The organism is Streptomyces sp. NPDC057280, assembly GCF_042668605.1.
Lineage (GTDB): Bacteria > Actinomycetota > Actinomycetes > Streptomycetales > Streptomycetaceae > Streptomyces.
The window spans coordinates 1,788,989-1,808,099 of record NZ_JBHUYR010000001.1 but is presented as its reverse complement, the minus strand read 5'-3'; the positions used below and the strand labels follow the sequence as shown (position 1 = coordinate 1,808,099).

General features: G+C 73.9%; 13 protein-coding genes. 10 read left to right on the top strand and 3 right to left on the bottom strand.

Annotation, left to right across the window (positions count from 1 at the left end; all coding sequences use genetic code 11):
- Positions 1 to 62 precede the first annotated feature (62 nt).
- Positions 63 to 263 carry a hypothetical protein gene (locus ACFUO4_RS08210; RefSeq protein WP_059195388.1) on the bottom strand — a complete coding sequence of 67 codons (201 nt, stop codon included), beginning with the start codon at positions 261 to 263 and terminating at the stop codon, positions 63 to 65.
- Positions 264 to 433: 170 nt separating this feature from the next.
- Between ACFUO4_RS08210 and ACFUO4_RS08205 the strand changes: the two genes are divergently transcribed.
- Both ACFUO4_RS08205 and ACFUO4_RS08200 read left to right on the top strand, forming a co-directional pair.
- Complete coding sequence (locus tag ACFUO4_RS08205; RefSeq protein ID WP_383481119.1) at positions 434 to 1,693, top strand: sensor histidine kinase; 1,260 nt, start codon at positions 434 to 436, stop codon at positions 1,691 to 1,693.
- 377 nt (positions 1,694 to 2,070) lie between these two features.
- A complete protein-coding gene (locus tag ACFUO4_RS08200) occupies positions 2,071 to 4,956 on the top strand; it encodes a CHAT domain-containing protein (protein WP_383481116.1) in 2,886 nt (961 codons plus the stop codon).
- 7 nt (positions 4,957 to 4,963) lie between these two features.
- Here ACFUO4_RS08200 and ACFUO4_RS08195 read toward each other — a convergent pair whose 3' ends face one another.
- Complete coding sequence (locus tag ACFUO4_RS08195; protein ID WP_383481112.1) at positions 4,964 to 6,811, bottom strand: caspase family protein; 1,848 nt, start codon at positions 6,809 to 6,811, stop codon at positions 4,964 to 4,966.
- Between the two features lie 141 nt (positions 6,812 to 6,952).
- On the opposite strand from ACFUO4_RS08195, the gene ACFUO4_RS08190 reads away from it, so the two are divergent.
- The 3 genes from ACFUO4_RS08190 to ACFUO4_RS08180 are packed head-to-tail and all read left to right on the top strand — an operon-like array spanning position 6,953 to position 9,948.
- Positions 6,953 to 7,993, top strand: a complete 1,041-nt coding sequence (locus ACFUO4_RS08190) for a hypothetical protein (RefSeq protein WP_383481109.1) — start codon at positions 6,953 to 6,955, stop codon at positions 7,991 to 7,993.
- Positions 7,994 to 8,038: 45 nt separating this feature from the next.
- Positions 8,039 to 8,719 carry a response regulator gene (locus ACFUO4_RS08185; RefSeq protein ID WP_383481106.1) on the top strand — a complete coding sequence of 227 codons (681 nt, stop codon included), beginning with the start codon at positions 8,039 to 8,041 and terminating at the stop codon, positions 8,717 to 8,719.
- 44 nt (positions 8,720 to 8,763) lie between these two features.
- Entirely contained in the window at positions 8,764 to 9,948 is a 1,185-nt protein-coding gene (locus tag ACFUO4_RS08180; protein ID WP_383481103.1) for a cytochrome P450, read from the top strand.
- A gap of 27 nt (positions 9,949 to 9,975) precedes the next feature.
- On the opposite strand, the gene ACFUO4_RS08175 is transcribed toward ACFUO4_RS08180, so the two are convergent.
- The gene (locus tag ACFUO4_RS08175) at positions 9,976 to 10,977 is read right to left on the bottom strand and encodes a Gfo/Idh/MocA family oxidoreductase (protein ID WP_383481100.1); all 1,002 of its coding nucleotides are present in this window, start codon (positions 10,975 to 10,977) and stop codon (positions 9,976 to 9,978) included.
- 129 nt (positions 10,978 to 11,106) lie between these two features.
- Between ACFUO4_RS08175 and ACFUO4_RS08170 the strand changes: the two genes are divergently transcribed.
- From ACFUO4_RS08170 to ACFUO4_RS08150, 5 genes are all read left to right on the top strand, one after another.
- The gene (locus ACFUO4_RS08170) at positions 11,107 to 11,844 is read left to right on the top strand and encodes a GntR family transcriptional regulator (RefSeq protein ID WP_383482366.1); all 738 of its coding nucleotides are present in this window, start codon (positions 11,107 to 11,109) and stop codon (positions 11,842 to 11,844) included.
- A gap of 168 nt (positions 11,845 to 12,012) precedes the next feature.
- Entirely contained in the window at positions 12,013 to 13,161 is a 1,149-nt protein-coding gene (locus tag ACFUO4_RS08165) for an ROK family glucokinase (RefSeq protein WP_383481097.1), read from the top strand.
- On the top strand, positions 13,158 to 13,742 hold the full coding sequence (locus ACFUO4_RS08160; protein WP_383481094.1) for a sugar kinase: 585 nt from the start codon (positions 13,158 to 13,160) through the stop codon (positions 13,740 to 13,742). Before ACFUO4_RS08165 ends, ACFUO4_RS08160 begins: the two co-directional genes overlap by 4 nt.
- A 97-nt stretch (positions 13,743 to 13,839) precedes the next feature.
- Positions 13,840 to 16,668 (top strand): SNF2-related protein, encoded by a 2,829-nt coding sequence (locus tag ACFUO4_RS08155; protein ID WP_383481091.1) that lies wholly within the window; start codon positions 13,840 to 13,842, stop codon positions 16,666 to 16,668.
- The gene (locus ACFUO4_RS08150; protein WP_383481088.1) at positions 16,665 to 19,022 is read left to right on the top strand and encodes an SWIM zinc finger family protein; all 2,358 of its coding nucleotides are present in this window, start codon (positions 16,665 to 16,667) and stop codon (positions 19,020 to 19,022) included. Before ACFUO4_RS08155 ends, ACFUO4_RS08150 begins: the two co-directional genes overlap by 4 nt.
- Positions 19,023 to 19,111: the final 89 nt, after the last annotated feature.

Here is a 19,111-nt window from a genome sequence, read left to right as displayed (position 1 = left end):
GGGTCGAAACCCCCACCGAGGCGTCGAGGAACAGTGCGACCAGCCGGAGGTCCGGTCCGCGTTCAGCCGGACTTCCGGCTCTCCGCGGCGGCGAACAGCGCGATCGCCAGCACCACCAGGGCGATGCTCGCGTAGAGCTCGTAGCCGTCGAGGAAGCCCAGCTTCTGCACGAGTCCCCAGTGCCAGTCGGTGAACTCGTTCACGAGGCCGGCGACGCCCTGCACCAGGGCGAGAAAGCCGATCAGTTCCAGCAGTTCCTTCATGGCACGACCCTCGCCCCGCGGTCCCCCCACAGTCATCGGCCGCGGGGCGAGCCACGTCCGCCGGAAGTACCCGGTGCGCGTGACCCCGCCGCGCCGAAAGTCGCCACTCCCGCGACTTTGGTAGCCGATGCGGTCCGCACGGCGGTGTCACCGGGATTCCGTGCGTAGATTTGTCGATCGTGAGCGGTGACAAGCAGACGGAGGTGCCCCGGTTCCACGCGGGCCGGCGCTGGCTGCTGCCCTCGGCCGTCCTGAACGAACTCGACCCGGACGCCGACCGCGTCGGCCGCCGACCCCGGCGCACCGCGCGCGACTGGCTCGTCGACTTCAGCTGCTTCGCGGTGGCCGTGGTCATCGGCCTCGTCGGCGCCGAGTCCGTCGCCGACAACCCCCATGTCTCCGACAACTTCGCCCACGTCGACCAGATGATCGGCGCGGTCGCCTGCGGCGCGGTCTGGCTGCGCCGCCGCTGGCCGCTCGGGCTCGCCGTCGCGACGGTTCCGGTCGGGGTCCTCTCCGACACCGCGGGCGGCGCCTGTCTGATCGCCCTGTTCACCCTCGCCGTGCACCGGCCCTTCCGCTACGTGGCCTGGGTGGGCGGCATCAACCTCGCGCTGATCCCGCTCTACTTCTGGCTGCGGCCCGACGCCGACCTGCCGTACCTCGCCGCGGTCGTCATCGTCGTGCTGCTGACCGTGGTGGTGGTCGCCTGCGGCATGGTCGTGCGCTCCAAGCGGCAGCTCATGCTGAGCCTCAGGGACCGTGCCCGGCGCGCCGAGACCGAGGCCCGGCTCCGCGCCGAGCAGGCGCAGCGGCTGGCCCGCGAGGCCATCGCCCGCGAGATGCACGACGTCCTCGCCCATCGGCTGACCCTGCTCAGCGTGCACGCGGGCGCACTGGAGTTCCGGCCCGACGCCCCGCAGGAGGAGGTCGCCCGGGCGGCCGGCGTGATCCGGGAGAGCGCCCACGAGGCCCTCCAGGACCTGCGGGAGATCATCGGCGTCCTGCGCGCGGGCGACCAGGACGACACGGGTCGCCCGCAGCCCACCCTCGCCGCCCTGGACGCGCTGGTCGCCGAGTCCCGTGAGGCCGGCATGAAGGTCGTCCTCGACACCCGCGTCACCGACCCCGCGGGCGTCCCCGCCTCCGTCGGCCGCACCGCCTACCGCATCGCCCAGGAGGGCCTCACCAACGCCCGCAAACACGCCCCCGGCGCCGAGGTCACCGTCTCCGTCGAGGGCGCCCCCGGAGCAGGCCTCACCATCTCCGTCCGCAACCCGGCACCCGACGGCGAGGTGACCCCCGTACCCGGCTCCGGCCAGGGCCTGATCGGCCTGACCGAACGGGCAACCCTGGCCGGCGGCCGCCTGGAACACGGCCCGGAGGCGGGTGGGGGCTTCGGGGTAAGGGCCTGGCTGCCCTGGGGGTGAGGGGTGGCGGCGTCGGTCTCTGGGGTGAGGGGTGGCGGCGTCGGCCTCTGGGGGCATGGGTGGCGTCGGCGTCCCCGCCCCGACTCCGCCCCGCCCCGACTCCGCCACGCCCCAACTCCGCCCCGCTCATGACCAGGTGACGTCCCATCAACCGCCCCTTCATCGCCCCCCTGACCCGCTAGCGTGGTCCGTTGTGCGGTACCTGTGGCCGATGCGGCGGGCCGGCGATCAGGTGGTCATGTCTCCTGGTGCTGCGGGGGAGCGGTCCTGGACGCGGCGGGTGGGCCGGCCGTCGGCTTCGGGACCGAGGAGGGGGAGTGTCGGCTCAAGGGCGTTCTCGCGCCGTACAGGACTCAGGCCGCGCCTCGGCGGCCGGAATGGGATCTGAAGTGCCGCAGCAGGCCTACGACTTGCAGTCGCTGCTCTACGAGATCCAGCAGGGCGCGCAGCAGGGGATGAACGACGCCCAGGACATGGTCCGGCTCACCTCCCTGGTGCTCGGCCGTCTGGGCTGCGCCTCAGGACGCGAGGCGTACGACATGCTCTACGAGGACTGGAAGGCGCTGCCCCGGGGCACCACGATGTCCGGTCTGCGCGCGGGGCAGATCATCAGCGTCCTTCCCCACCTGATGTTCGACCGGCCGGTCGCCGACGAGGGGCGGCAGCGGGAACTCCTCGACGAGGCGCGGAAGCACGGGCCACAGGAACAGGCCTGGCAGGCCGGCGTCCTGGGCGTGAGCGGCATGCAGGCGATGCAACGCCTGGGCGACCCGGTGGAGTTGGAGGCGTCGCTGGCCCGTCTGGAGGAGGCTCGCGACATGCTGCCGCCCGGCAGCCCCCAGCGGGACGCGATCGAGGTCTCCCATGCCGGAGCCCGTATCCTCCTGGCCCAACTCGGCGGAGGCGAGGACGATTTCGACTCCGCCGTCGAGGACCTGGCCCGGCTCGCCGACTCGCCCGCCTTCGGCGAGCAGCAGCGTCTGGCCCTGGCCGTGCAGTTGGCCGGATACCGCTCCCACCAGGCGACCCGGCGCGAGGACGAGGACGAACTCGCCCTGCGGATCAGGGAGATGGAGTCCGGGCTGGCGCGACTGTCGCCGGACCAGATGGACCGGCCCAACCTGGAGGCCTATCTCGACGCCGCCCGCGGCAACCTGGCGGTCCTCCGTGCCCGCCGCACCGGCGAGGACCTCACCGCGGCGGACTTCCCGCCCGCCGCTCCCCTGGACGAGGTGCGACGGCAACTCGGCACCGTCCCGGAGAACGCACGGATCGACCGGCTCGGCGACGTCGGTCTCGCCCGGGCGACCCGCGCCATGCTGGCCCGCGATCACCGGGGCACGATCGAGGCGCTCGCCCTGGTCGAGGAGGCCATGGATCTGCTGGAGCCCGACGACGAACGGTGGTTCCGCAACGCCGGCACCCTCGGCATGGCCCACTGCATGCTCGCGATGAACGCCATCGCACCTCCCGCCGACTGCCCCCACCACCTGGACCAGGGCATCTCCTGGCTGCGGCACACTCTCAAGCTGACCGGCGGACCGGACCACCCGATCTGGGGGAACACCGGGATGGCGCTCGCCATGGCCTACCGGGTGCGCGGCGACTACCTGCATCCACGCGACCGCCACGCCGAGCGCCGCAACCACCAGGAGTCCCGGCGCGTCGGCCTCGACGCGCTGCGGGCCGCGGCCTGGCAGGGCATCCTCCAGTCCGGTACCGCCCACGCCGCCGAAACCGCCCGCCGGGCCGGCGAGAACGCGCTCGACGTGGCCCGCTGGTGCATCGCCGACGGCGCCCACGCCGACGCCGTCCGCGCTCTCGACGCCGGACGCGGACTCGCCCTGCACGCCGCGACGATGGCGACCACCGTGCCCGACCTGCTGGCCGCCGCGGGGCAGCCGGCACTCGCCGACGAATGGCGCCGCGCCGGCGGTGCGGTGGCGCCTCAGCCGGAGGGCGGACTGACCCTCGCGGGGCAGCTGCCCGTCTCCGGCCCGTCCAGCCGGTTACGCCGCCGGGTGCTCCAGGTGCTCTCCGCGTCCCCGCTGCGGCAGCGGCTGCTGGACGCACCCTCCCCCGAGGAGATCGGCGCGGCCCTGCGCACCATGGGGGCGACCGCCCTCGTCTACCTCGTCCCCGGCAGCGCGGAGCACGTGAGCCTGACGGACCGGATGGTCTTCGGCCGGTACGCCGACGAAGGTCAGGCGCTCATCGTCTCGGCCGACGGCAGCACCCGGGCCGTACCCTTGCCCCGACTCCTCGTCGAGGCACCGGAGTTGGCCTCCTACCGCGCCACCGGCACCCCAGGCCGCGACGCCGGCGGCCCGCCCACCGACCCCACCCCCGCCCCGCCGCCCCGCCCGGAGGCGAGCCGAGCCGCTCTGGAACGGCTGTGCGACTGGGCCGGGAGGGCCGTGATGGAGCCGCTCCTCGAGCACCTCCCGCGCGGCTACGGCCGAGTCCCCTCGGTCGTACTGGTGCCCATGACGGAGCTCGGTGCCGTGCCCTGGCACGCGGCCCGGATGCCCGGACGGCGCGGCCGGCACGCCTGCCAGGAGGTGGACGTCTCCTACCTGCCCTCGGCCCGGCTGCTGTGCGAGGTGGCCGCCCGGCCCGCCGCCCGGACCCGGCAGGCCCTCGTCGTCGGCAACCCCACCCGCGACCTCCACCACGCCGGCGAGGAGGCCGAGGCCATCCGCCGCGCCTTCCATCCGCAGGGCGAACTGCTGGGCCCCGGCCAGGCCACGCCCGCCGCCGTCACCGACTGGCTGCGCCGGCAGCGCGGCGGACTGCTGCACCTCGCCTGCCACGGCGTGGTGCGCCAAGGCGAGCGGCACAGCGCCTATCTCGCCCTGTCCGGCGGCGAGTTGGCGGCCGAGGAGCTCACCGAGGGCGGCAGCCGCTTCCAGGAGCTGGAGCTGGTCGTCCTCGCCGCGTGCCGCACCAATGTGTCGGGGCGCGGCTACGACGAGGCGTACAGCCTGTCCACCGCGTTCCTCGTGGCCGGTGCCCGCTCGGTGATCGGCTCCCTGTGGCCGGTGCCCGACGAGGCGACGTCCCTGCTGATGTACATGACCCACCACTTCATGAGCCGCGACGGCCTCGCGCCCGGACCCGCCCTGCGCAGCGCGCAGTTGTGGATGCTGGACGACCACCGCACGGCCCCGCCCGGGATGCCGGCCCACCTCCAGGGCCGCGTCCGCCGGATCAGCGGAGCCGACCTGACCGCCTGGGCCGGTTTCACCCACCTGGGCTGGTGAACCGGGATCAGGTGACCACCGTGCGCACCACGACCTGGGCCGTCCCCCAGCGGCCCACGGTGCCCGCCGGCCCGCCCGCGTCCCGCCCGTGCGCCGGCGAAGTGAGCCGCAACAGACCGCCCGCACCGCCCGCCTCGCTCTCGCGGGACCCGGCGGCGGGGTCGGCAGGCGGCCAGGCGGGCAACCGGAACGGCGCGAGGTTCAGCTCGTTCTCGGTCACGATCACCTTCAGCCAGTCCCGCGCGAAGGCTCCCCGCACCAACGCCCGCCCCGGCGGAAGCCGCACCCACACAGGCTCACCGCGCCGCGCCAGACCGGCCCTGCCGGGCGCGACGAACTCGCCTTCGTACAGATGCGGAGAGCACGCGTAACGATCCGTCAGATCGAGCAGTACGCACCACAGTCGACGGTCGGAGACATTGTGGACGCGGACCATCACCTGCGGCTCCCGGCCGTCCGGGGTGTACCCGCAGACGATCTCGCCGTCCGCGGAGTGCTCCACCCGGCCCACCGCAGTGCCCTCGACGGTCACCCGGACCAGCGACGACAGCAGGGCGTCGGGATTGTGCAGCTCCAGGATGTGATGCCAACGCGCCAGATGTGCCAGGCAGTCGACGACCCGCTCCGCGTCCGCCCGCGTCCGCAACGGCAGCTCGGGCACCGGATACCCGGCCCCGCCCGACACCCGCGCCCATCCGCCCGCCACGTCCACCCGCAACGGCAGCCCCTCCCCACCGAGGGCGAGCACCGGCACCGGCGCCATGGCCGCCGACAGCAGCCGTACGGCCCCGGCGTCCCCGGCGAGCGTCACGGCGGCGGGCGTGAACGCGAGCGCGGTCGGTGTCACCGGATGCGCCAAGCGCCGTTCGTGCGGCCCGGGTTGCCAGCCGTCCGGGTCCACCAGACAGGACTCGGGCAGCACATGGCGTACGACGACCTTGCGTGACGCGTGCCCGCCCAGCAGCGTGAACTCCGCGCCGCTCGCCCGCAGCCCGTGCGCCCGGCCGCAGTTGACCTCCCAGCCGGACGTCGTGTGCCGCAGCAGAAACGGCTCGGCTGCGACCGGATCCCCCGACAGGAAGCCGCCGTTCTCCGGGCCCCGCAGCTCGGGATGCTGGAACGGCGTCTTCGCGCGCACCCCCTCCTCTGCCAGCGCGTGCAGCGCGCCGTACGCGGCGGCGGGCCCCAACCGGTCGAGTGCGCTCAGCAGCGCGTGACTGAAGTAGCCGCGGTAGCGTCCGTCGACGAAGTTCTCGTGCGCGCGCTCGTCCGGTCGGCAGGCCGCGAGCAGCACATGCCGGGCCGCCTCGGCACCCGCGCCGCCGGTCTCGCGGTCCCAGGTCGGTGTCCGCCACCAGGGCTGCCACTCGACGCCCCGCGCCGTCCCGCCGGCCGGCCCGAAGCCGAGGTCGCGGGTCGCGCCGCCCGCGTGGCAGCAGTCGAGGACCGCGAGGACATGGGTGCCGCGCGCCGCGATGCCGTCGAGCAGTGCGCCGAGCTCGCTGTCCTGGAGCATCGGCTGGCCGCCTGGCCCCAGACTGTCCTGGCACACCAGCGCCTGCGCCCAGCCCGTCGCCTCGCGCGGATCGTCGGTGCGGTACGCGCTGCCGTGCCCGCTGAACCAGAACAGCGCGGTGTCGTCCGGCCCGCACTGCCCGAGATGCCGTTCCACGGCCGCCAGCACGGCCGCCCTGGAGGCCTCCTTGTCGTGCAGGGCCTTGACCGCCGGCGTCAGCGTCCCGGACTGCCGCCGCAGCCAACTCTGCGCTTCCCGCGCGTCGTTGACACAGCCCCGCAGCCGATGGCGTCCCGGATAGTCGTCGATGCCCACGAACAGGGCGTACACCGTGCGCATACGGAGATCTTGCCAGCAATGACAGGGCGCATACGGGGCGTTGACGGGGCGCGTGCCGGTCGGATCCGCACAACCCCCTGACTCGGTGGCGTGAAGCGAGTTGACTGGAGCGGCATCGCGAGCACGGAAAGGAACAGCAGCGTGAGCTTCGGGGGACCCGACAATCCGTACCAGCCGCCGTATCAGCCACCACCGCCGAACCCCGGCCCGTACGGCCCGCCACCACCACCCCCGTACACCGGGCCCTACGTCCCGCCCCAGCCGTATCCGTACCCGTATCCCGCCCCCAACCCCTATCCGCCGTACGTCCCGCAGAGGGGCCTGCTGGGCCGTCTGCGTGGTGCCGAATGGCCGCCCCTGCGCGACCTGTTGCGCCAGGCACGGCAGCGGATGCACGGCTGCGCTTGGCTGTTCCTGCTGGTCCCGTGCACCTGGTTCGTGGTGCCGGGCCTGATGGTGGCGTACGTCTTCGCCCGCTCGGCCCGCGTCAGGGCGCACCGCCTCTTCCCGCCGCGCGCCCACCGCCTGCACCACGACCCTCAGGTGACACGCCTTCAGAAGGCGCGGGCCCTGAGCGCGGCCGCCATGACCCTCGCCCTGCTCGTCGCCTACGGCAAGCCGGAGGACTTCAGCGAGGTGGAGGAGCAGTACGTGGTACGGCTGATGGTCACCCCGCCGCTGCTGCTCCTGAGCGCCCCCGTGGTGATCGCCGTGGTGTACCGCTGGGCGCCGCCGCACGCCAGGCCGTACATGTGGCAGCGGGTGCGCGCCGCGGGCAAGGCCGCCCTGTGGTACGTCGGCGCGGTGACGGCGATTTTCCTGATCGGGGGCATGTTCGCGCTGCTCGAACAGGAGGGGCAGTCCACCACCGACGTGTCCTGGCTCGCCGTCGTGCTCCTGGTGCCCCTGTACTGGCTGCTGTTCTTCCTGGGGTTCGCGACCGGCCCCGCCGTGCGCAGCGGTTTCAACTCCGCCGAGGTGCACGCGGCCCTGCCCGCCCTGCTCACCGGCGTCCTCGTGTGGGAGTTCGCGATCATCAGCCTGGCCGCGGGCGGACCGCCGCCCGGACCGCCCCTGGTCTCGGTCCTGGCCTTCGTGGGCGGCCCGGCCTCGGTGTGCGCGGTGGCCTGGTGGGAGGTCCACCGGCTGCGGACCCGGCACGGAGTGCGGCTGCGCGGCTGACGGCATGGCAAGTGCGCCCCTCGAAACCGTGATTACGTAAGCCCCATGACCGCGATCAGACTGCTCCTCGTCGACGACGATCCGCTGGTGCGGGCCGGCCTGTCCCTGATGATCGGTGGTGCCGACGGCATCGAGATCGTCGGGGAGGCCGCCGACGGAAGCGATGTCGAGGCGCTCGTCGACCGCAGCCGTCCGGACGTCGTCCTCATGGACATCCGGATGCCGTCCATGGACGGCCTGACCGCCACCGAGCGGCTGCGTGGCCGCCCCGACGCCCCGCAGGTCGTGCTCCTCACCACCTTCCACGCCGACGACCAGGTGCTGCGCGCGCTGCGCGCGGGTGCCGCCGGGTTCGTCCTGAAGGACACACCGCCCGCCGAGATCGTCGAGGCGGTGCGCCGGGTCGCGGCCGGTGACCCCGTCCTGTCGCCCACCGTCACCCGGCAGTTGATGCGGCACGCGGCGGGGACCGCCGCCGACACGCGCCGCACGCGCGCGCGGGAGCGCATCGCCGGCCTCAACGACCGTGAGCGCGAAGTGGCGGTGGCCGTCGGCCGCGGCCTGTCCAACGCCGAGATCGCCACGGAGCTCTACATGAGCGTCGCCACCGTCAAGACCCATGTCTCCCGCGTCCTCGCCAAGCTCGACCTCAACAACCGGGTGCAGATCGCCCTCCTCGCGTACGACGCGGGGCTTCTGGAGGAACTGGAGGAGGACGGGCACTAGCGGGCGGCCCCGCGCGTTGTCGGGGCAACGGGGAGGGGACCGGGATGAGCGAAGTGATCGACCTGGGGGAGTACGGCGCGGCGTTCCGCACGGACCCGCATCCGGTGTACGCGCGCCTGCGCGCCCGTGGACCGGTGCACCGGGTCCGGCTGCCGTCACCCGACGCCCACCACGAGACGTGGCTGATCGTGGGGTACGAGGAGGCGCGCGCGGCCCTCACCGACCCGCGCCTGTCCAAGGACGGCCGCAAGATCGGCGTGACGTTCCTCGACGAGGAACTGATCGGCAAGTATCTGCTGGTCGCCGACCCGCCCCAGCACACCCGGCTGCGCTCCCTGGTCTCCCGCGCCTTCACCATGCGCCGCGTGGAGGAGCTCCGGCCCAGGATCCAGCGGATCACCGACGACCTGCTCGACGCGATGCTCCCGCAGGGCCGCGCCGACCTCGTGGAGTCCCTCGCCTACCCGCTGCCCCTGACCGTCATCTGCGAACTCCTCGGCGTCCCCGAGCTGGACCGCACGGAGTTCCGCAAGATCTCCGGCGAGGCCGTCGCCCCCACCAGCGCCGAGAGCGAGTACGACGCGTTCGTCCGGCTCGCCGAGTACCTCACCGGCCTCATCGAGGACAAGAGATGCGCCGGGCCGAGCGGCGACCTCCTCGGCGACCTCATCCGCACCACCGCCGAGGACGGCGACCGCCTCTCGCCGGAGGAACTGCGCGGCATGGCCTTCGTCCTGCTGATCGCGGGTCATGAGACCACCGTCAACCTCATCACCAGCGGGGTGTACGCCCTGCTCACCCACCCCGGCCAACTCGCGGCCCTGCGCGCCGACATGAGCCTGGCCGACGCGGCGGTCGAGGAGACGCTGCGCTGGGAGGGCCCGGTGGAGAACGGCACGTTCCGCTATGCCGCCGAGCCCCTGGAGATCGGCGGTACGCACATCGCGCGGGGCGACGCGGTGATGGTCGGCCTCACCGCCGCCGACCGTGACGCGGCGCGCTACCCCACCCCCGACCGCTTCGACCTCCACCGCGACACCCGCGGCCATCTCGCCTTCGGCCACGGCATCCACTACTGCCTGGGCGCGCCCCTGGCCCGCCTGGAGGGCCGCACGGCGATCCGCACGCTGCTGGAGCGGGCACCGGACCTAGCCCTCGACGGCCCGACGGGGGAGTGGCTGCCGGGGATGCTGATGCGGGGGATGCGGAGCCTGCCGGTGCGGTGGTGACCCGCGGCGCGCCCAGCTGAGCGTCCGTCAGCCCAGGACCTCCGCCAACCGCACCGGACGCCGCTCCCGCCGTGACACCTCGCACGCCTCGGCGATCCGCAGCGCCTGCAACGCCTCGCGCCCGTCGCAGGGGTTGGCGCGCTCCCCTCGTACCACCTCGACGAACGCGTTCAGTTCGGCCTCGTAGGCCGGTCCGAACCGCTCCAGGAACCCTGCCCACGGCTTGTCCGCGGCCGGTGGGCCCGTCGGCTCGGTGGACGCGATCGGGGTGCGGTCGTCCAGGCCGACCACGATCTGGTCCAGCTCCCCGGCGAGCTCCATGCGGACGTCGTAGCCCGCCCCGTTCAACCGGGTCGCCGTCGCCGTGGCCAGCGTGCCGTCGTCGAGGGTGAGAACCGCCGCGGCCGTGTCGATGTCGCCCGCCTCGCGGAACATCGCGGGCCCGGCGTCGGACCCGGCCGCGTACACGTCCACCACCTCGCGCCCGGTCACCCAGCGCAGCACGTCGAAGTCGTGGATCAGCGTGTCCCGGTACAGCCCGCCCGACACCGGCAGCCACGCGGCGGGCGGCGGCGCCTGGTCGGAGGTGAGCGCCCGTACGGTGTGCAGCCGCCCGAGCCGTCCCGAGCGCACCGCCTCCCGCGCGCCCGCGTACCCCGCGTCGAAGCGGCGCTGGAAGCCCATCTGAAGGACCGTTCCGGCCGTCTCCACCTCTTCGATGGCGTGCAGGGTGCCGGGCAGGTCGAGAGCTATCGGTTTCTCGCAGAAGACCGGGAGCCCCGAGCGTGCTGCCCGACCGATCAGTTCGGCGTGGGCCGACGTCGCCGTGGTGATCACCACCGCGTCGACGCCCCACTGGAAGATCTCGTCCACTCCCGGCGCGGCCGTCTCGCCCAGCCGGTGCGCGAGCTCCTGGGCCCGCACGCCGTCCGCGTCCGTGAGGATCAGGGACCCTACGTCGCGATGCCGGCTGAGCGTGTTCGCGTGAATGGTGCCGATCCGGCCCGTCCCGATGACCCCGATGCGCATGTGAACAAAGTGTGGCCGTGGACCTCCCGCTGTCAATGCATATGTCTGGACAATCTGACTACACAACTTCCCGTCAACCGGCCGCGGAGCTACGCTCGGCCCGTGCCGAAACCAGATGTGGACCCGACCGTGACGCTCGACCTCAGTGTGGACCGGAGCAGCCCGGTGCCGTTGTACTTCCAGCTGTCCCAGCAGCTGGAGGCCGCGATCGAGCACGGAACGCTCACCCCTGGCAGCCTGCTGGGCAACGAGATCGAGCTCGCCGCGCGCCTCGGCCTGTCCCGGCCGACCGTCCGCCAGGCCATCCAGTCGCTCGTCGACAAGGGCCTTCTCGTGCGCCGTCGCGGGGTCGGCACGCAGGTCGTGCACAGCCAGGTCAAGCGCCCGCTGGAGCTCAGCAGCCTCTACGACGACCTGGAGACGGCCGGCCAGCGCCCGGCGACCAAGGTCATCGTCAACACCGTCGTCCCGGCCTCCGCCGAGGTCGCCGCCGCCCTCGGCGTGGCCGAGGACAGTGACGTGCACCGCGTCGAGCGGCTGCGCCTCGCGCACGGCGAGCCCATGGCGTACCTGTGCAACTTCATCCCGCCGGGCCTCCTCGACCTGGACACCGCCCAGCTGGAGGCCACCGGCCTGTACCGGCTGATGCGCTCCGCCGGGATCACCCTGCACAGCGCCCGGCAGTCCATCGGCGCCCGCGCCGCCACCGCCGCCGAGGCCGAGCGGCTCGCCGAGGAGGAAGGCGCCCCGCTGCTCACCATGCAGCGGGTGACCTTCGACGACACCGGCCGCGCGGTCGAGTTCGGCACGCACACCTACCGGCCGACCCGCTACTCCTTCGAGTTCCAGCTGCTCGTGCGGCCGTAGAACTCGTGCGGCCGTGGAGAACGGCCTGAGCCGGCCCGGCGGAGTGCTGAAGAGCCGCTCGGAGAGGACCGACTTGGTCGCAATGTCAGGACATTGCGTGCCCTCCGGAACCGCCCCGGTGTTTCCCCGTACGGCACCCATACCGGCGGTGAGGCAGAATCGAGGCCGATGAGCACCTACGGCAACTTCAGCGCCCCGATCGGCTCCCGCCGCGCCCCGGCCCTGCGCACGGTCGGCACCCGCGAGCGCCGCTCCCACCTCACCGCACCCCGCGTGCCCACCGTGGGCATCGACATCGGCGGGACCAAGGTGATGGCCGGAGTCGTCGACGCCGACGGCAACATCCTGGAGAAGCTCCGGACCGAGACGCCGGACAAGTCCAAGAGCCCGAAGGTCGTCGAGGACACCATCGTCGAGCTGGTCCTGGACCTCTCCGACCGGCACGACGTGCACGCGGTCGGCATCGGCGCGGCCGGCTGGGTCGACGCCGACCGCAACCGCATCCTGTTCGCCCCCCACCTGTCCTGGCGCAACGAGCCGCTGCGCGACCGCCTCGCGGGCCGCCTCGCCGTGCCCGTCCTCGTCGACAACGACGCCAACTCCGCCGCCTGGGCCGAGTGGCGCTTCGGCGCCGGCCGCGACGAGGACCACCTCGTCATGATCACGCTCGGCACCGGCATCGGCGGCGCGATCCTGGAGGACGGCCAGGTCAAGCGCGGCAAGTACGGCGTCGCCGGCGAGTTCGGCCATATGCAGGTCGTCCCCGGCGGCCACCGCTGCCCGTGCGGCAACCGTGGCTGCTGGGAGCAGTACAGCTCCGGCAACGCGCTGGTCCGCGAGGCCAAGGAGCTGGCCGCCGCCGACTCCCCGGTGGCGTACGGGATCATCGAGCACGTCAAGGGCCAGATCGGCGACATCACCGGCCCGATGATCACGGAGCTGGCCCGCGAGGGCGACGCGATGTGCATCGAGCTGCTCCAGGACATCGGCCAGTGGCTCGGCGTCGGCATCGCCAACCTCGCCGCCGCCCTCGACCCGTCCTGCTTCGTGATCGGCGGCGGGGTGTCGGCCGCCGACGAGCTGCTGATCGGCCCCGCGCGGGACGCGTTCAAGCGCCAGCTGACCGGCCGCGGCTACCGCCCCGAGGCACGCATAGTCCGAGCCCAGCTCGGCCCCGAGGCCGGCATGGTCGGTGCCGCGGACCTGGCGCGGCTGGTCGCCCGCCGCTTCCGGCGCGCCAACCGACGCCGCGTCGAGCGGTACGAGCGCTACGCGAAGTACACGGAGGCCCGCCGCACCACCCGGGAGTCCCTGTGACGGCCTCGCTGCCCCGCCAGGCGGCCCACTCCCCGGACGAGCCGCCCCCGCCGACCGAGGACCGCCGCCACCGCAACCGCCGCCGGGCGCTCACGCTGCTCATCATCGTGCTGCTCATCGGCGTCCCGGCCGGCTATCTGGTGATCTCCGCCAACCAGAGCCGCAACAGCGGCAAGGACAAGGAGGAGAAGTACTCGGCGACCGGCCTCACCGCCGGGTACCCGTCGAAGGTCCAGCGCCGGCTGTACCAGGTGCCGGTCCCCCACCCCGCGGACCTGATCGCCTACTACGAGACCAACAACTGGAAGACCAGCCGCCTCTACGTCCAGTTCCGCACCTCCAACGCCGGCCTGGACACCTTCCTGGCGGGCGTCGGCGTCGGCCGCGACGATCTCAAGAAGGGCGACATCACCATCGGCGCCCGCGACAAGAAGATCACCGGCTGGACCTTCGCCGGCCCCGGCCCCTGGGCGGGCCTGGTCCACAAGCAGAAGAACCCGGCGCCGACCCAGGACATCGTCGTGAACACCGCGGACCCGGCCAACCCGATGGTGTACGTCGTCTCGCGCACGGTCCCGTAGCCGGGGGTGCGGCCCGTCGCCGGAGCCGATTGTCAGACCCCGCCCGTAGAGTCGTAGACGTCTGATCCGACACACGGGTGGGGAGGTGGCAGGACGTATGAGTGACACGGCCACGGCGGTGGCCGAGCGGGCGACCCGGCCGCTCTCCGCACACCTCGCCGCCGTCTTCCTCCCCGCGCCCCTCCCGCGCGAGGGCCGGATGGCGTTCTGGGACCCCGAGGACGGCCCGCTGCCGGAGGATTCCGCAGGTCTCACGGACCTGACGGTCGTACGACCGCACGGCGCCGGTGTCCGCCGCCGCACCGCCCCCGCGCTCACCCTCCCCCTCGCCGAGGCCCTGCCCCTCCTCGCGCGCGCCCGCCGCGACCCCGCCGCCCACCCCGCCACCGCCTGCTGGGGCGCCGCCGCACTGCACGCCCTGCGGCTCGCCGCCCGCGGCCGGCTGCTGCCCGGCCTGACCGCGACAGGCCATGACGCCTGGCGGGCCGGCCCCCTCGACCCCGACGACATCGCGCACTTGCGCGCCATCGCCGCCGCCCTTCCCTACGAAGGCCACGCGGTGCCCCTGCCCGGCCCCGGACCGCTGCGGCTGCCCGAGCCGGAGGCGCTGCTGCGCGCCTTCCTGGACGCCGTCGCCGACACCCTCCCGCGCACCCCGGCCGCCCCCTTCGCCTCCGGCAGGCCCTTCGCCGACCGCCGCCCGCAGCATCTGCCGGGGGCGCAGGACTGGGCCGCGGAGGTCGCCGCCGGCATGGACGCGGGCGTGCGGATCTCGCTCCGCCTCGACCTGTCGGCGTACCACCTGTTCGACGCCGACGAACAGGTCCGCAGCGCCGGTGCCGCGATCGTCCAGGTGCACAGCCTCGCCGACCCCACCCTCGTCGCCGACGCCGCGGCCCTGTGGGCGGGCGAGGCGGACGCGGTGTTCGGGCCCCGCGCGCGCGTGGACGCGGCCCTCGCGGTGCGGCGCGCGGCCCGGGTCTGGCCGCCCCTGGACCGGCTCGCCGAGCAGGACGTCCCCGACGTACTGGCCCTGTCCGAGCACGAGCTGGGCGAACTGCTCGGCGTCGCCGCGACCCGGCTCGCGGCCGCCGGAGTCGCCGTGCACTGGCCCCGGGACCTGGCGCACGACCTCAGCGCCGCCGCCGTCGTACGACCGGCCCCCGGCTCGGCGACCGACGGCACCGGGTTCTTCGGGAGCGAGGAACTCCTCCAGTTCCGCTGGCAGCTGGCGCTCGGCGGCGACCCGCTCACCGAGGCCGAGATGGACGCGCTCGCCGAGGCGCACCGGCCCGTCGTCCGCCTGCGCGACCAGTGGGTGCTGGTCGACCCGGCGCTCGTCCGCAAGGCCCGCAAGCGCGAACTGGGCCTGCTCGACCCGGTCGACGCTCTCTCCGTCGCCCTCACCGGCAGCGCCGAGGTCGACGGCGAGACGGTGGAGGCGGTACCGGTCGGCGCGCTGGCCGCCCTGCGCGACCGCCTGACGACGGGAGTCAGGCCCGCGGAACCGCCCCCGGGCCTGCACGCCACCCTGCGTGACTACCAACTCCGGGGCCTGGCCTGGCTGGACCTCATGACGACCCTGGGCCTCGGCGGCTGCCTCGCCGACGACATGGGCCTCGGCAAGACGATCACGGTGATCGCGCTGCACCTCAAGCGCGCCCGCCGCGAGCCGACCCTGGTGGTCTGCCCGGCCTCGCTCCTCGGCAACTGGCAGCGGGAGATCGCCCGTTTCGCGCCCGGCGTCCCCGTCCGCCGCTTCCACGGCCCCGACCGCACCCTGGACGACCTCGACGGCGGTTTCGTCCTGACCACCTACGGCACCATGCGGTCGACGGCCGCCCGCCTGGCCGAGCAGCCCTGGGGCATGGTCGTCGCGGACGAGGCCCAGCACGTCAAGAACCCGTACTCGGCGACGGCGAAGGCGCTGCGCACGATCCCGTCGCCCGCGCGCGTCGCCCTCACCGGCACCCCGGTCGAGAACAACCTCTCGGAACTCTGGGCCCTGCTCGACTGGACGACCCCGGGCCTGCTCGGCCCCCTGAAGTCCTTCCGGGCCCGGCACGCCCGCGCAGTGGAGAACGGCGAGGACACGGAGGCCGTGGAGCGACTGGCCCGCCTCGTCCGCCCCTTCCTTCTCCGCCGCAAGAAGTCCGACCCCGGCATCGTCCCCGAACTGCCGCCCAAGACCGAGACGGACCACCCCGTCCCGCTCACCCGCGAACAGGCCTCCCTCTACGAGGCGGTGGTCCGCGAGTCCCTGTACGCCATCGAGACGGCGGACGGCATCGCCCGCAGGGGCCTGGTGCTGAAGCTGCTGGGTGCGCTGAAGCAGATCTGCGACCACCCCGCGCTGTACCTCAAGGAGGAGGCCGGGGCGGCCGAGCGACTGGTGCTGCGCTCCGGCAAACTCGCCCTGCTCGACGAGCTGTTGGACACCGTTCTCGCGGAGGACGGCTCGGCACTGGTGTTCACGCAGTACGTCGGCATGGCCCGCCTGATCACCGCCCACCTCGCCGCCCGCGCGGTGCCCGTGGACCTGCTGCACGGCGGCACGCCGGTGCCGGAGCGCGAGCGCATGGTGGACCGCTTCCAGGCCGGCGCGACCCCGGTCCTGGTGTTGTCTCTGAAGGCCGCGGGCACCGGCCTGAACCTCACCCGCGCGGGCCATGTCGTGCACTTCGACCGCTGGTGGAACCCGGCCGTCGAGGAACAGGCCACCGACCGCGCCTACCGCATCGGCCAGACCCAGCCGGTCCAGGTCCACCGCCTGATCACCGAGGGCACGGTGGAGGACCGCATCGCCGAGATGCTCGAAGCGAAGCGGGCCCTCGCCGACGCGATCCTGGGCTCCGGCGAATCGGCCCTCACGGAACTGACGGACCGCGAACTGACGGACCTGGTCTCCTTGCGGAGGACATCATGACCGGGCGTCCGGCGGACGAGGCGCGGCGCGCGCTGCGGGAGGCACGGGAGCGGAAGGCCCTGGAGCAGACGGAGGGCTCGGCGGGTACCGGTTCCGCGACCGAGGAGACCGCCTCCGCACCGGCTGCGGAGACGACGGGGAGCGAGGGCGCCGGACCGGCGCCGGGCGAGCGCCGGGAGGCCCGGCCGGGCGACGCCGCACGCGAGGCGTTGCGGCGGGCGCGATCGGAGCGGCGGGGTGCGCCGGGAGCGGACGGCCTACCTGAGCATGACGCGCCGGAGGCCGCCGGCGCCCCGGGCGAGGGTGTCGGGGACCAGAGGGAACCTGCTCATGATGAGCCTGGGAGGCGAGGGGAACCTGCTCCGGGCCAGCCGGGGAGGCAGCGGGAATCCGCCCTCGGCCGGTCGGGGAGCCACGGAGAGCCCGCTTCGGGCCAGCCGGGGAGCCGCAGAGAATCCGCCCCCGGCCGGTCGGAGAGCCACGGGGAATCCGCTTCGGGCCAGCCGGGGAGCCGCAGAGGATCCGCTCCGGACCGGTCGAGGCCCGAAGGCGCCCCCGCTGGGGGAGCCCCCGACCCGGCCGAACCCGATGACGCCCTCGGCGTGGGGACGCCCGCTCCGGACGGGGCTGCCGACCGTGTGCGGGAAGCCCTGCGCGCCGCGCGCAAGGAAGCGCGGCGGGCTCAGCAGGAGAACGCGGTCGAGGCCGCTCGGCGCAGGCGTCCGGTACCGCGGTCGGCGCCGGCGGCATCCGGCTCCCCGCGCGGCGGGCGAGGCGATGGTGTGCGGGCCCGTGACCTCCGGGCACTCATCGGTGACGCCTTCAGCATGCCCAGCGAGGAGGACGAGCGGACAGGGAGGGAGGACGGCGACAGCCAGGCAGGCCGCGGTAGTTCGGCCGACTCGATCGCCGCCCACGACAGCTCAGCCGACTGGGCAGCGACCCACGGCACCACCCCACCGACAGCGGCGGCCACCAGCCCCGCACCCCCCACCGCCACAGCGATCGAGCCGGACACCGCCCCCGCCCCCACCTGGCCGCACTCGCCCACCACGACCACAACCACCGCCCCCCACCACCCCCGCTCCATGGCCGCCCCCGGCCGGGACGGCGAACTCCGGCGTACCTTCCCGGCGTTCGGCCCCCGTTCCGCGGACGGTGAGCACGGCTTCGCCGAGACCTGGTGGGGCAACGCCTGGGTCACGGCGCTGGAGGAGGGCGCCTTGGACGCGAAGCGGCTCGCGCGCGGCCGCGGGTACGCCGAGCAGGGCAATGTCGACGCCATCACCGTGACCCCCGGGCTGGTCCTCGCGTACGTGCAGGGGAGCCGTCCCCGCCCCTACCGGGTCCAGGTGCGGCTGCGGACGCTGGACGACGCGGAGTGGCAGTGGTTCCTAGACGCCGCCGCCGAACGGCCGGGGCACATCGCCGCGTTGCTCGACAAGGAGATGCCGCATTCGCTCGCCGAGGGCAGGGCGCGGCTGCTCCCGGGGCCCGGCGAGCTGGACCCGCACTGCAGCTGCCCGGACCGCGGCCACCCCTGCAAGCACGCCGCCGCGCTCTGCTACCAGACGGCCCGCCTGCTCGACGCCGACCCCTTCGTGCTGCTCCTGCTGCGTGGCCGGGGCGAGCGCGAACTCCTCGACACCCTCTCCCGGCTGAGCGCCGCACGCGCGGCCCGCGCCGCCCAGGAGAAGGGCCCGGCGCCCCTGCCCGGCGTACGCGCCGCCGAAGCCCTCGCCCCCCGGCGACTTCCACCTCTCCCCGCCCCGTTGCCCGTGCCGCCGCACCCCCAGCAGCCCCCGGTCTATCCGGCGGCCCCGGGCGGCCCGGACCCCTTCGCGCTGGACCAGCTCGCGACCGACGCCGCCGCCCGCGCCCACGCCCTGCTCGCCACCGGCCGCGACCCGGTCGCCGAGCTGACGCTGTGGCAGGACGCGGTGCGGCTCGCCGCGGCCCGCCCTGGTTCCGGGCTCACCGCCGCCACCCGCTCGCTGTACGCCTCGCTCGCCTCCGCCGCCGACCGCACCCCGTCCGATCTGGCGCGCGCGGTCGCCGCCTGGCGGCAGGGCGGGTTCGAGGGACTCGCCGTACTGGAGGAACCCTGGGACCCGCCGGCCGGCCGCTTCGACCGGGCCCGCCCGCTCCTCCTCGCCGCCGACCTCCCGGCCTTCCGCCCCTGGCGCAACCGTCTCACCCATCCCCGCGGCCATGTCCAACTCCGCCTGGGCCGCGACGGGTTGTGGTACGCCTACGAGTCCGACCCCGGCGCCGACGACTGGTGGCCCCGCGGCACACCCGACCTCGACCCGGTCGGTGCCCTGACCGGGCTCGGGGCCTCGCCGGAGAGTTGACATCTCTCGTGCACGATGTCGCCACAAATACAGAGACGGCGCTCGGCACATGAGCCACTACACTGCCGCGATGTCGCCGTGCGACACAG